General features: G+C 70.9%; 11 protein-coding genes. 3 read left to right on the top strand and 8 right to left on the bottom strand.

The annotated features are described in order from the left end of the window. Nucleotides 1–275 precede the first annotated feature (275 nt). On the bottom strand, nt 276–590 hold the full coding sequence (gene mihF / locus HKD39_RS11100; RefSeq protein WP_171199920.1) for an integration host factor, actinobacterial type: 315 nt from the start codon (nt 588–590) through the stop codon (nt 276–278). A 349-nt stretch (nt 591–939) separates the two neighbouring features. After that, nucleotides 940–2295, bottom strand: coding sequence for an acetyl-CoA carboxylase biotin carboxylase subunit (locus HKD39_RS11105; protein WP_171199993.1), 1356 nt, complete (start codon nt 2293–2295; stop codon nt 940–942). Nucleotides 2296–2680: 385 nt separating this feature from the next. On the opposite strand from HKD39_RS11105, the gene HKD39_RS11110 reads away from it, so the two are divergent. Continuing rightward, nucleotides 2681–5503: a glycosyltransferase family protein gene (locus HKD39_RS11110; RefSeq protein WP_171199921.1), complete on the top strand. Its 2823-nt coding sequence runs from the start codon at nt 2681–2683 to the stop codon at nt 5501–5503. Nucleotides 5504–5585: 82 nt separating this feature from the next. Here the strand turns inward: HKD39_RS11110 and manA are convergent, their stop codons facing one another. From manA to HKD39_RS11135, 5 genes are all read right to left on the bottom strand, one after another. Continuing rightward, the gene (gene manA, locus HKD39_RS11115) at nt 5586–6797 is read right to left on the bottom strand and encodes a mannose-6-phosphate isomerase, class I (protein ID WP_171199994.1); all 1212 of its coding nucleotides are present in this window, start codon (nt 6795–6797) and stop codon (nt 5586–5588) included. A 90-nt stretch (nt 6798–6887) separates the two neighbouring features. Further along, nucleotides 6888–8081, bottom strand: coding sequence for a hypothetical protein (locus tag HKD39_RS11120; RefSeq protein WP_171199922.1), 1194 nt, complete (start codon nt 8079–8081; stop codon nt 6888–6890). A 38-nt stretch (nt 8082–8119) separates the two neighbouring features. Next, the gene (locus HKD39_RS11125; protein ID WP_171199923.1) at nt 8120–8338 is read right to left on the bottom strand and encodes a Trm112 family protein; all 219 of its coding nucleotides are present in this window, start codon (nt 8336–8338) and stop codon (nt 8120–8122) included. Nucleotides 8339–8389: 51 nt separating this feature from the next. Beyond that, nucleotides 8390–9820, bottom strand: a complete 1431-nt coding sequence (locus HKD39_RS11130) for a phosphomannomutase/phosphoglucomutase (RefSeq protein WP_171199924.1) — start codon at nt 9818–9820, stop codon at nt 8390–8392. A gap of 50 nt (nt 9821–9870) precedes the next feature. Beyond that, the gene (locus HKD39_RS11135) at nt 9871–10227 is read right to left on the bottom strand and encodes a DUF3499 family protein (protein WP_171199925.1); all 357 of its coding nucleotides are present in this window, start codon (nt 10225–10227) and stop codon (nt 9871–9873) included. A gap of 297 nt (nt 10228–10524) precedes the next feature. Between HKD39_RS11135 and HKD39_RS11140 the strand changes: the two genes are divergently transcribed. Continuing rightward, entirely contained in the window at nt 10525–11025 is a 501-nt protein-coding gene (locus tag HKD39_RS11140) for a metallopeptidase family protein (RefSeq protein WP_171199926.1), read from the top strand. A 164-nt stretch (nt 11026–11189) separates the two neighbouring features. On the opposite strand, the gene HKD39_RS11145 is transcribed toward HKD39_RS11140, so the two are convergent. Beyond that, nucleotides 11190–11441 (bottom strand): WhiB family transcriptional regulator, encoded by a 252-nt coding sequence (locus HKD39_RS11145; RefSeq protein ID WP_171199995.1) that lies wholly within the window; start codon nt 11439–11441, stop codon nt 11190–11192. Nucleotides 11442–12338: 897 nt separating this feature from the next. Here HKD39_RS11145 and HKD39_RS11150 point away from each other — a divergent pair. Then, complete coding sequence (locus tag HKD39_RS11150; RefSeq protein WP_246232423.1) at nt 12339–13091, top strand: site-2 protease family protein; 753 nt, start codon at nt 12339–12341, stop codon at nt 13089–13091. Nucleotides 13092–13095: the final 4 nt, after the last annotated feature.

Genomic DNA, 13095 nt, shown 5'->3' on the forward strand with positions numbered 1-13095 from the left:
TTGTCGCGCCGGCCGGTCAAGTTCCGCAACCCACAACGCTCTACGACGAGGGCGTTTCAGCCCCGAGCCGCGTCCAGCGCTCCGAAACTTGAGTAAGGACCCGGCAACGTGACTGGTGCGGACACCGTGCGTGGACCGTGCCCGCCGGCAAAGCAGCGACCCCGGACCGAACGCCGGGCCAGGAGCCGGCAATCGCCGTAACTCTCGGGCCCGGAGTCGATCCGGGGTCGGCTGGTGGTGCTTGGCTGGTGCTGGGGCTGTGCTCGGAGCTGTGCTTAGAAGCCGAACTCGTCCAGCAGGGCCTTGCGCTGGCGCTCGCCGAGACCGCGCACGCGGCGGCTGGGGGCGATGTCGAACTGCTCCATCAGCTGGCCGGCGCGGACCTTGCCGACGCCCGGCAGCGCCTCCAGCAGGGCGGACACCTTCAGCTTCGCCAGTGCCTCATCGGTCTCGGCGTCGGCCAGCACCTGCTTCAGCGTGGTGCCACCCCGCTTGAGCCGTTCCTTCAGTTCGGCGCGGGCCTTACGGGCGGCCGCGGCCTTTTCCAGCGCGGCTGCGCGCTGCTCGTCGGTCAGTTGGGGCAGTGCCACTTCGTCCTCTTTCGCACGCAGTGGCCCGTGCGGGCCACTGAATTGATTGTTGTCTTTGGTCTGGTCGCTTCGGCCGGCTGGCCAGCTCCGGCGTCCGGGGCCTCCGCCGGAGGTGGCCCGGTCCGTCCGTTGCTGCTCGACAGACCGCCACACCGGGTGCCGGGGCTGTCTGCAGAGCCAGTAGCGAACCTACCCACGTGCCGTGAGCTCGGCAATCATGGCTCTGGCTGCGTCCCGATTCCGGCGCTGTGGTAAACGGCACAATGCGCATGGTTCGGGCGCCTGGTGCCGCGCGGGCGCGCCGGCGACGGGCGGGGCGGCAACACCGGCGCCCGGTCGGGCGGGCTGGTCAGGAGCGCATCCGCGCGATCAGCCCGGTGTCGTACTCGCCGGAGCCGAACTCCGGGTTGTCCAGCAACTCGGCGTGGAACGCCAGGTTCGATTTCGGGCCGACGACGGTGAACCCGGCGACCGCCTCGCGCAGCCGGGCCAGCGCCTCGTCCCGGTCGGCGCCGCGGGCGATCAGCTTCGCCATCAGCGAGTCGTAGGCGGGGGTGACGGTGGTTCCGGCGGCGTAGCCGGCGTCCACCCGGATGCCCTCGCCGCTCGGTTCCACCCACTCGGTGATGGCGCCAGGGCCGGGCAGGAAGCGCTTGGAGTCTTCGGCGTTGATCCGCAGTTCGATGGCGTGGCCGGCCGGACCGGCGGTGAGCGCCGAGTCGATGCCGGGGTCCTGGCCCGCGGCGATCAGCAGCTGGGCGCGCACCAGGTCGATGCCGAGCACCTCCTCGGTGATCGGGTGCTCCACCTGCAGCCGGGTGTTCATCTCCAGGAAGAAGAACTCGCCGGAGCTGCCGTCACCGGCCGGGGCGAAGAGGAACTCGACGGTGCCGGCACCGCGGTAGCCGACCGCCTCACCGGCCGCCTGCGCGGCCTGCAGCAGCCGCTGCCTTGTAGCCTCGCCGAGCACCGGGCACGGGGTCTCTTCGGCGACCTTCTGGTTCCGGCGTTGCACCGAGCAGTCCCGCTCACCCAGCGCCAACACCCGGCCGTCCGGCAACCCGAGGATCTGCACCTCGACGTGCCGCACGCTGGGGAAGTACCGCTCGACAAACACCGAATCGTCACCGAACAAGCGTCCGGCGAAGCCGGTGACCTTCTCGTACTCGGCAGCGAGCTGCTCGGGATCGGACACCACGGCCATGCCCATGCCGCCACCGCCCGCCGAGGCCTTGATCATCACCGGGTAGCCGATCTGCTCGGCCGCGGCCGCGGCAGCAGCGGCGTCGGCGAGCGGCTCCTCGGTGCCCGGTGCCACCGGGACACCGGCGGACTGCATCAGGTTGCGGGCGGCGATCTTGTCACCCATCGCGGCGATCGCCTCCGGGCTCGGACCGACCCAGACCAGCCCGGCGTCGGTGACCGCCCTGGCGAACTCGGCGTTCTCCGACAGGAAGCCGTACCCGGGGTGAATCGCCTGCGCCCCAGTACTTTTCGCCGCTTCGAGGATCTTCTCGGCGTTACGGTACGACTCCGCGGGAGCGGCAGCGCCGAGGGCGACCGCCTCGTCGGCCTCGGTGACGAACGGCAGGTCGGCGTCCACCTCGGAGTACACCGCGACGGTCCGCAGAGCCATCTGTTTCGCGGTGCGGATCACCCTGCGGGCGATCTCGCCGCGGTTGGCCACCAGTACCGAGTCGAACATGTCCGAGTTCTCCTTGGGGGATGTGTCGAAGTGGGTCGGGGAAGGGTCGAGCGAAGGGTGCAGCCGCGCCGGCCGCCCGCTGACTGTAGCGAGCAGGGCGGTACCAGGGGTGCGCAGCACCGCGGTTCGCACAGGGCGCACAGAGGCTGGGTCACTAGAATCTGCTCAGTTCAGCAGGGTCGACCCGTGCGGGGGCGCTTTCACCACGCCTCCGCCCGGTGCACCCACCGGCAACCGAGCAATCATCAGAGGGATGCGTGTCATCGACGAGCACCGAGCGCAAGACGCCGGGGCCCGGCGATGCCGCGCCCGGCTCCACCAAATCCGACACCTCGGACAACGGGGAACGCAGCGGGCACCGCGGAGACACCGACACCCGACAGCAGTGCCCGGCACCACCGGCGCTGACACGGCATCGACCGAACCGGGTGCCCCAGGGGTGACCCGCCGGCGCACCGGCGACCTGCTCGTCGTCTCCGCCGTCGTTGCCATGCTGCTGGCGCTGATCGCGGTGCGGCTCGGGCCATCGCTGCTCGGCTCCCGCACCTTCACCGGCACCGATCTGCTGCGCACCTTCGCCCCGTGGGCCAACCCCGCGCACCCGGTGCAGCCGCAAAACGGCTGGGTCGGCGACTCCGTCGACTTCTGGATCCCGGCCCTCATCAACGCCCAGCACCGGCTGTGGCAGGGCGACATTCCATTGTGGGTGGGGGCCGGCGGCCCTGGCTCGCCGCTGTTGGCGGTCACCAACCTTGGTCTTCTGACGCCGTTGTCGATCTGGCCGCTGCTGCTCCCCCCCGAGTGGGCGATGGGCCTGGTCAAGTTGCTGCAGCTGATCGCGGCTTTCACCGGGATGACGTTGTGGCTGCGCCGGGTCGGCCTGCGCACGGCACCGGCCGCGGCGGCAGGTCTGCTGTATCTCGGCACCGGGTTCTTCGTCTCGTTCGGAACCTGGGTACCGCAGGCCACAACGGCGGCTTTGCTGCCGGCGCTGCTGTGGACGGTCGAACGGCTGGTGCAGCGCCGCACCTTGACGTCGGCGCTGCCGGTGGCTGTGGTCACGGCCTTCTTGGTGTTCGCGGGATTCCCGGCGGTGGCTGGGCACGCGCTCTACGCCGGAGCCGCATACTTCATCGTCCGATTGCTGGCCGATCGCCGGCCGGCCGCCGGCTGGGCATCGACGGTGCGGACCGGGTTGCTCGGGGTCGGCGCGGTGCTGGTCGGTGTTGCCGTCACCGCATTCCAGTTGCTGGGGCTGGCGAACCTGCTCAGCCAGAGCGAAACCGACTACCGCGCAGCGTCTTTCTTCGACACGTTGCCGATGCGGTCGCTGGTGTCGACGGTGCTGCCGCGGGCATTTCTCGACGACGGCTTCGAGGGCACCAACCCGGTCGAGGCTTACGCCTACGTCGGCGCCGGCACCGTGCTGCTGTCGCTGGCGGCGATCGTCGTCGGGCGCCGGCTACCGATCCGCCGCGGAGTGCTGACGTACCTGGCCGTCGGCGCGCTGTTCTGCACGTCGGTGATCTGGTTCCAGGGCTTCTGGACCGACTGGCTCGGGCACGTGCCGGTGTTCGCCGGGAGCCTGCCCGGCCGATTGCGCGGGATGCTGGCCGTCTTCGTGTGCGCGCTCGCCGGGATCGGATTGGCCGGCATCCTGCAACGCGGCGGCACCCGCCGGCAGTACCGCAGCCGAGCCGCGGTGGTCAGCGGGCTGGCCGTCGTCGGCGTCGCGACGCTGGTGTACCTGGGCCTGCGGTACAGCGGACGCGGCCTGATCCGCACCGGGGAGCTGTGGGCCGATGTCGGCATCGGCATCGGCGTCCTGCTGCTGCTGGCCACCGCAGCCTGGCTGTCCCGGCGCACGTTGCTGGGTGGGCTGGCCGCGGCCATGGCCATCGTCCTCAGCGGGGTGCAGATCGTGCTGAGCACGGCGAACTTCTGGCCCACCAGCGCGCCGACCGACTTCTACCAGCGCAACGACTTCGTCACCGCCGTGCAGCAGCGGCAGGGCACCGACCGGGTCCTCGGTCTCGGCGCCTTCTTCGGCTCGACCGGACAGGCCTACGACATCCGGACGGTGTCCGGCCACACGTTCCAACCTGCGGAGTGGTCGGAGTACCTGACCAGCATCGACCCCACCGCCTACACCGGGCCGTGGACCAGCCCGACAAGTCCGCGACTGTCGTTGAATCTGAACGACCCGATGATGCACGGTTCGCTGCTGGACCGGCTCGGCGTTGCATTGGTGGCGCTGGCACCGGGCGAACGGATCCCCGGCATCGCGCTCGGCCCCGACGGCAAGCCGCCCACCGAATCACCGTGGACGGGCCGGCAGGTGACGCTCGACCCTGGCGAGTCGTTGTCGCGCCGCATCGCCGCGGTCGACCTGCAGGGGGTGCGGGTGAACATGCCGATCCCGCGCGAACGCGGTGAGCCACTTGAACTTCGGGCCGAGATCTTCGACGCCGACGGCACCCGCTTGACCTCCGGATGGTTGAAGCTGGACGGCTCCCCCGCCGGCTGGGTGACCATCCCGGTGACGGGTTGGGCGTTGAGCAACGCGAAGGGGCCGCTGCGCCTGAAGGTGACCTCGTTCGGCGATCCTGTCGGGCTTTCCGTCGCGAACGGCGCCCCGGCCGTGCAGCTGATTAGCCCTGATCCCCAGGATCAGCTGCGGCTGATCCATTCCGACGAGTACGGCACGCTGTGGCAGCGGCTGACGGCCCTGCCCCGGATTCGCTGGGCCGCCGACACCGAAGTGATCGCCGATCCGCAGCAGCGCCTGCAGCGGTTGGCCTCGCCGCAGTTGTCCCGCTCGACGGTGGTGCTGTCGGCCCCTGGCCCGGCAGCCGCCGGCCGACCGGCGGAAGTCACCGTGACCCTGGACTCGGACGACCGGATGATCAACAAGGTGCGGGCCAAGGGTGCCGGATATCTGGTGGTCGCCGATCCGCTGGACCCGGAGGACTGGGAAGCGCGGGTCGACGGCACCATCGTCCCGCTGGTCCGCGCCGACCACGCCTTCGTCGCGGTCGCCGTTCCGGCCGGTGAGCACACCGTCGAGATTCGGTTCGTTGGGCGCAATTCGACGCTCGGCCTTGCCATCTCCGGCTCGGCAGTGCTCGTCTTGCTCGCCGCGGGCGTCACCGGATGGGTGCTGCGCCGGCGCCGGCGGGTGCGGACGGCCGGCGCGCCCCCCGGCTGACGCGGCACCGGCCGCTGCTGCCCGGCAGGGCGCTGTGCTTGCCGCACACCGGCAATCGTGGTCGGATGAGTTCGGAGCCCGGTTACAGCCCGTCGGTGGCCAGGAAAACCGTTGCGGCGCCGGTGATCCGCACGCCGGACTCATCGGCGGGGATCCATGCGGTGCGGCCCTTGGGAACCGTCAACGGGGCAGCGGCGGCGCCGTGCAGCTGCGCCGTTCCCGCGGTCACCAGCACCACCTGCGGCCCCGAGTGATCCAGCAGCACCCCGTCGGGAGCGTCGTCCGGAAGCAGCTTGGACAGCGCAAACTCCTTGGCGGGCGTGGGATACCGCCACACCCCCGGCCCGTCCGGCACCGGGTTGATCACCGGCACCGGGCCGACCGAGAAGTCGAGCACCCGCATCAGCTCGGGCACGTCGACGTGCTTGGGGGTGAGCCCGCCGCGCAGCACGTTGTCGGAGTTGGCCATGATCTCGACGCCGGTCCCGGACAGGTAGGCGTGCAGGTTTCCGGCGCCCAGGTACAGCGCCTGGTCCGGTTGCAGGGTGACGCGGTTCATCAGCAGCGCGGCCAGCACCCCTGGATCACCCGGGTAGCGCTCCCCCAGTTCCAGCGTGGTGCGGTACTCGGCGGAAAACTCCGACCCGTCCTTGACCCGCCGGACGCACGCGGCCAGCACCGCGTCCAGCAGCGGGTCGAGGGCCGCGGACGGCATCGAGATGATCGACGAGAACAGCGCCCTTGTCCCGTTCTCGTCGGGTTGTCCTGACAATAGTCCGAGGTAGCGTTCGAGTTCGGGGCAGCCGAGTTCGGCGAGCAACTGCACGGTCTGCTGCGGGTCGCGGAATCCGCACAACGCATGGAACTCGGTGAGCGCACAGATCAACTCGGGTTTGTGTGACGCGTCCTTGTAGTTGCGCCCGGCGGCGTTGATGTCGATGCCGGCCCGCTCCTCGGCAGCGAACCCGGCCTTCGCCTGTTCCATGGTCGGATGTGCTTGCAGCGACAGCGGTTCGGCAGCGGCCAGTACCTTCAGCAGAAACGGCAGCCGCGTGCCGAACTGGTCCACCGCCTCGCTACCGAGCTGCCCGGCGGGATCGCCGGCGATGCGGTCAACCAGCGACTGCGGCGCCGAGCCCGCGGACGATCCGGAACCGACCAGCCGCGACGGATCACCGGGATGCGCGCCGATCCATAACTCGGCCTGCGGATGCGCAGACGGAGTCGGTTCGCCGAGCAGTTCGGCCAACGCGGTGCGCGATCCCCAGGCGTACGGGCGTATGCGGTTCGACATCAACTCCACCGCCCCACGGTAGCCGTCGGCGGCGATCGGAGCGGGCACCGGTGGCGGTCCGGCAGTGTCGGCGCCGGGCGCCGGCGGGCGTCAGCGCAGGTCGCCGAACGTGGCGTCGCGGCTGAACGGATCGTCGCCGTCGAACGGGTCGGCGCTCGACCGGGCCTGACCCCAGCCGAAGCTGTCGGCCCGTACCGCACCCATCGCGGTTCCGGCCGGCCCCAAGCCGTCCGGCAGGTCGGTCGGCACCTGCTGACCGGCACCGTCGACCAGGCCGAGGTAGACGGCGGTGAAGGTCCAGCGCACCAGCTCGACCGCCGCCGCCAGCAGCGGATCTGCCGGGCTGTCGGCGTTCTGCACGGTGACCACCGGGGCGCCGGGCAGCGCCGCGGCCAGCGCACCGACGGCGGCAGCCGGCTCGCTGCGCCCGAGGACGATGGTGGCGGCCGCCGGCGCGTCGTCGACGGGGTCGTGGAAGATGTCGGTGGACGCGGCAGCGGCCGCACGCAACGCTCCCGGCGCCTGCCGCGGGGCCAACGCGGGCAGCAGCCCGACCGGCCGCCCGGCGAGACGCTGCAGCAGGTCGGCCGCGACCTGCCCGATCGCGACGCCGACCGGGTCGGCCGCCACCAGCAGCGGCGCCCCGGACGCGAGCCGCTCGGCGCGGCGGATCGCCGGATTGGCAAAGGGTTCCGCACCGGGGTGGCAGGCCAGCGCCACCTGATCGAGCGTGTCCGCCCAGCCGGAAAGGTCGCCGCCGGCCGGCAATAGCCCGCACGCTCTGGCCACCGCGGTGATCAACGCGAATCTGGTGGCAGCGGCGAAATCTTCGCCGACGGCCAGCGCCGGGCTCAGCAGCAGCGCGTCCGCGCCCCGCGCGGCATCGCCGACCGGTGCCACGTCGGCCGCCCTGACCACCAGCGATACCCCTCGCCGCCGGGCCGTCGCGGCAACCTCGGCGGCGGCCTCGTCGTCGCGGGTGGAGGCCAGCACCAGCACCAGGTCGAGCGGGCCGACGAAGGCCGGCAGCTCGGCCCCGACGACGATCGGCGCCGACGCGCCGGCGGCCGCAAAAGCCTTGACCAGCAGCGGCTCCGCGCGCCCAGCGGTGTCGACGATCACCAGGGCCCTTGGCCGTTCGGCCGGCAGCCGAACCTGCTCCAGCTGGGCGCCCAGCGCGCGCACCTGCGCGCCGGCGGTACCGGCCGCCGGCAGCAGCGCGGCACCGTCCGCCGCGGGCAGGGCGGCCTGGTCGTACAGCAGCTCTGGGCTCGGGGTGCTCACCGTTGTTCGCTCACCGTTGTTCGCTCACCGTTGTTCGCTCACCGGGAGCCGGCGGGTCCGGCGTCGGTTGCCCCACGGGCCGGCGATCCTGGATCGGTGGCTTCGTCCAGCAGCAGCACCGGAATGCCGTCGCGGATCGGGAACACTCGGCCACATTCGGTGCAGCGCAACGTGTCTGCCACCTGCTCCAGCGGTGCGTGGTGCTCTGCCGGGCAGGCCAACACGTCGAGCAGCTGCGGGTCGAGAGTGTCGGTCATGCGATCAGCCTGCCAGTTGTGGCAGGTTGCGCCAAGCGCGGGCGGCGGCATTCAACGCCGAATGATCGCCAGCACCTCGTCCCGCAACGCGGCCAGCGCTTCGGGGTCGGCCGCCTCCGCGTTCAGCCGCAGCAGCGGCTCGGTGTTGCTGGGCCGGACGTTGACCCAGCTGCCGTCCGGCAGGGTGACGGTGAGCCCGTCCAGCTCGTCGACGTCGGCGCCGCGCTCGGCGGCCCATGCCCGAATCCGCTCGAGCACCGCAGCGGTGTCGGTGACGGTGGAGTTGATCTCGCCGGAGGCGCTGTAGCGCTCGTACTCGGCGGCCAGTTCGGACAGCGGTCGGTCTTGTGAGCCAAGAGCGGCCAGCACGTGCATGGCGGCCAGCATGCCGGTGTCGGCCCTGAAGAAGTCGGCGAAGTAGTAGTGCGCGGAGTGCTCGCCGCCGAAAACCGCTCCGGTGCGGGCCATTTCGGCCTTGATGTACGAGTGCCCGACCCTGGTGCGCACCGCCGCGCCGCCGTGTTCGGTGACAATCTCGGGCACCGCCCTCGACGTGATCAGGTTGTGCAGAATGCTTGCGCCCGGCGCTTTTTCCAGCTCCCGCACCGCCACCAGCGCGGTGATCGCGCTGGGTGAGACCGGGTCGCCGTTCTCGTCGACGACGAAGCAGCGGTCGGCGTCGCCGTCGAAGGCCAGGCCGAGGTCGGCGCCGACCTCCCGCACCCTGGCCTGCAGGTCGACAAGGTTGGCCGGGTCGAGCGGGTTGGCCTCGTGGTTGGGGAAACTGCCGTCAAGGTCGAAGTACAGCGGATCGATCCGCAGCGGCAGCCCGTCGAGCACCGCAGGGACGGTGTAGCCGGCCATGCCATTGCCGGCGTCGATCACCAGGTGCAGCGGGCGGATGCCGGACAGATCGACCAGCTTCCGGAGGAAGGTGGCATAGTCGCCGCGCAGGTCGCGTTCGCTGACCGAGCCAGGGACCTCGGCGACGGCAGGGCCGGTGCCGGTGAGCGTCGCGATGGCCTCGTCCCTGATGCCGGCAAGGCCGGTGTCGAGGCTGATCGGCACCGCGCCGGCCAGGCAGGTCTTGATGCCGTTGTAACTGGCCGGGTTGTGCGAGGCGGTGAACATCGCACCGGGCAGATTCAGCTCACCTGAGGCGAAATACAGCATGTCGGTGGACGCCAGCCCGGCCGCGACCACGTCGACACCGGCGGCGGTGACGCCCTCGGCGAAGGCGCCGGACAACTCCGGTGACGACTCCCGCATGTCGTGCGCGATCACCACCGAGGTGGCGGGGGCGATGCCGTCCGGCAACGGGGCGGCCTGCCCTGAGACGAACCGGCCGAACGCCAGCCCGAGCGCCCGGCAGGTGTCGGCGGTGAGCTGGCTGCCCACCAGGCCGCGGATGTCGTAGGCCTTGACGATCTCGCGAAGGGGATGGTCGGCGCCGGCCTGCGGCGCTGGGTCGGGCCTGGACATGGCATCCTTCCGGGCCGGCAGCAAACCGCCGGCCGATTAGCTCGCGGTGCTCAGTGGGCTTGTTCGGTCGGGAACCGCAACACCCGCAGATGCCCGCGGCGGCCGGTGACCTGCGGCGGCTCCACCGGGCGCTCGACCCGGCCGGCCTCGCGGACGGCGTCGGCCAGCGCCTCCAGATCGTCAACCCCCGGACCCGAGGGCAACAGCTCACCGTCGGCCCTGACCACTTCCCAGCCCTTGGGCGCGGTCAGCCCGATGGCGTGTTCGGTGCACAGATCGTAGGAGTGCGGCTCGGCGGCCGTGGCGAGCGGCCCGACCACCGCGGTGGAATCGGCGTAGGCATAGGTCAACGTGGCGACTGCCGGATTCGTGCAGCCGGTGCGTGAGCAACGCCGAACTCGAGACACGCTCAGAAGGCTAATGGATGCCGAGCGGCATCCGATTTGCGCCGCGCCGGACGGGGCCGGTGGGGGCCTCGCCGGACGGCAGTTGCGGCCTTGCCGGGCGGGCCATTGGGGCCTTGCCGGACGGGCCGTTGGGGCCTCGCCGGCGCCGGTCCGCCCGGCCGCGCCCGGTCCCGTGGTGGCCGCCGGAAACCGGTGCTCCGCCGATACACTCCGGCTTGATGAGCAAGCCCCCAAGGAGCGCCCGGCGAGCGCCGGTGCGCCGCAGTGAGCGCCTCTCGAAGCTCCGTGAGCGCCGCGATGAGTGAGCCGGGTCAGCAGCCGAACGCTGCGCGGCCACGGCCAACTCAGGCTCGGCCCAGTCGGGCTCGTCCGGGTCGGCACGGCCGGGATCGGCACGGCCGGGGTCTGCGCGGGACGCTGTTGAGTTCTGAGGTTCCGGCCGGCAAGTCCCGCGCCGCGCAGTTCGATGCGGCGGTGCTGGTCGCGGTCAGCGAGGTCGAGGGGCTGTGGGGTGAGCGGGTTGCGGCCATCGAGTTCGCCGTCGACGAGGTGCCGCCGCTGCCGCGCGGCGCGGTGGCGCCGTCCGCCGACGTGGTGCTGGACGGCGCGGTGCCGCTCGCCCGGTTCGTTCCGCCGGGGGTGGACCGGCGCGGCCGGGCCACCAAGGCAAGAGTGGTGGTCTATCGCCGCCCGGTGGAATCCCGGGCGGTCGACTCCGCCGAGCTGGCCGAGTTGGTCACCGAAATACTCACCGAGCAACTCAACGCCGTCCTCGGCGAGCCGGACGAGCCGGCGTAAGCGGGACTCCCGGCAGCCGCTCGTCCCAGTCCGGGCGTGCGGCGAGCCGTGTCATGAGGCGAGGCCCTGGTTATGAGGCTGTGCCCGGGTTCCAGGGCACTGTTGGCCGGGTCCCCGGGCGCTATTGCTCGGCTCGACGTCGGTGGCCGGGCGGCACCGGGCGGTCAGACGGCGCGGCGCTTGAGCCGACGACGCTCCCGCTCGGACAGGCCGCCCCAGATCCCGAAGCGCTCGTCGTTGGCCAGGGCGTAGCTCAGGCACTCCGAGCGCACCTCGCAGCCGGTGCAGATGCGCTTGGCCTCGCGGGTCGAGCCGCCCTTCTCCGGGAAGAACGCCTCGGGGTCGGTCTGCGCGCAGAGCGCCTGGTCGTGCCACTGCTGATCCTCGGCGCCGGCCGCAGAGATCGGCAGATCCATGAGGCTGAACTCTGGGTTCGTCATGGTGGGTGTCCTCTCGGGTGCCATTCCGGTCGGTCTGCTTGGCGGTCGCATCTGGATGTCGGTGTCGGTGGTCGGTGGTGTGCTGGAGACTCGACGATGCTGGCCCTCTTCACGCCGGGCCCCGATGATGCTGGACCTGGTACAGCGCGTTGCGGATCGAACCCGAGTGGACCGCACCGCCGAATCACACTGTTGTGATTACACCCGTGTGTTGCGCTCACGTCAAGCCGTGATCGGTGCTATAGGAGCGCGAATCGTCCCCTTTTGGTGGTCCGCAGGGGTGGTCGCGTCCCCGTTTTTGCCGCTGTTCGGGTTCCGGACGATGGTCCGACCGGGTGAGAACCGACAGACCGGCGCGGCAAACGGGTGGCAGGCACGGAGCGGCGTCCGGCAAGAACAGTGCTTGACAGGCGGCGGCTGGCCAAGAACAGTGCCTGGCGAGACAGCGTCCGGCGAGGACAGTGCCTGGCACGAACAGTGCCTGGCAAGAACCGCGGGACCCCCAGCGCGAACACAACCCTTTCCGCACGTCACAACCGTTCCAGTCGGCTGAAACGGTTGTGACGTACCAGAACCTTTGTGCTCGCGACCGGCAGCAGCGCCCGCACCCGACGCAGCTCTCACGCCCGTCGGCAGCGGTTCGAGCGGCAGCGGCGGCTCCACCAGACCAGCGCCCAGGGGCTCCCAGCGCGAACACAACCCTTTCCGCACATCACAACCGTTCCAGTCAGCTGAAACGGTTGTGACGTACCAGAACCTTTGTGCTCGCGCCCGGGCGGTATCCCATGCTCGCGCCGACAGCGCAGGCCAGCCGTGCGCCACCCGGCGCGCCCGGCGCTGCCGCGGCAGGCTGCGTCGGCAACACTGGTCGGCATGACCATGAGGCCCTTGGCGACCCGCGGCGGCTCGTACGTCTTCCCGCTCATTTTGGCGATCACCGCGGCAGCCGCGGTGGCCTGTGCCTTGGACGCCGGGCCGGTGAACGTCTGGATCTTCGTGGTGGTGATCGGCGGCTGGCTGATCACGCTCAGCCTGCACGAGTTCGCGCACGCCGCGGTGTCGCTGGCCGGCGGCGACACCTCGGTGCGCGAGCGGGGCTACCTGACCCTGAACCTGTTGCGTTACTCCGACCCGGCCAACACCTTCCTGATTCCGCTGATCCTGCTGGCCATCGGCGGTATTCCGCTGCCGGGCGGCGCCGTGCTGGTGGAGCCGTGGCGGTTGCGGCACCGCTGGTGGTCGTCGCTGGTGTCGGCGGCCGGCCCGGTGACCAACATGCTGTGCGGTGTGGTGCTGGCCTGGATCTCCGCCGGCATCGACAATCCGCTCGGCTATGCGCTGGCGGCGCTGGCGCTGCTGCAGTTCGTCGCCGGCATCCTGAACATCCTGCCGATTCCCGGGTTCGACGGTTTCGGGATTCTCGAGCCGTACCTGCCGCGCGAGCTGCTGGAGCGGCTGCGCCCGATCCGGCCGTGGCTACCGCTGGTGGTGTTCGCCATCCTGTGGTCGGTGGACGGCGCCAGCGCCTGGCTGTTCAACCTCGGCGCCGACCTGATGGAAACCTTCGGCGGCAATGTCGCGCAGGCGGCCGTGGGACTGGCGCGCTTCCGGTTCTGGAACGTCTGAGAAA

Origin of the sequence: Nakamurella aerolata (assembly GCF_013002705.1) — a bacterium.
In the GTDB taxonomy this organism is placed as follows: Bacteria; Actinomycetota; Actinomycetes; order Mycobacteriales; family Nakamurellaceae; genus Nakamurella; species Nakamurella aerolata.

Excerpts from the sequence above, each read along its gene's own strand:
- HKD39_RS11105 (WP_171199993.1), bottom strand. The coding sequence starts at position 2,295 with ATGTTCGACTCGGTACTGGTGGCCAACCGCGGCGAGATCGCCCGCAGG.
- manA (WP_171199994.1), bottom strand. The coding sequence starts at position 6,797 with ATGTCGAACCGCATACGCCCGTACGCCTGGGGATCGCGCACCGCGTTG.
- HKD39_RS11125 (WP_171199923.1), bottom strand. The coding sequence starts at position 8,338 with ATGACCGACACTCTCGACCCGCAGCTGCTCGACGTGTTGGCCTGCCCG.
- HKD39_RS11130 (WP_171199924.1), bottom strand. The coding sequence starts at position 9,820 with ATGTCCAGGCCCGACCCAGCGCCGCAGGCCGGCGCCGACCATCCCCTT.
- HKD39_RS11140 (WP_171199926.1), top strand. The coding sequence starts at position 10,525 with ATGAGTGAGCCGGGTCAGCAGCCGAACGCTGCGCGGCCACGGCCAACT.
- HKD39_RS11145 (WP_171199995.1), bottom strand. The coding sequence starts at position 11,441 with ATGGATCTGCCGATCTCTGCGGCCGGCGCCGAGGATCAGCAGTGGCAC.
- HKD39_RS11150 (WP_246232423.1), top strand. The coding sequence starts at position 12,339 with ATGACCATGAGGCCCTTGGCGACCCGCGGCGGCTCGTACGTCTTCCCG.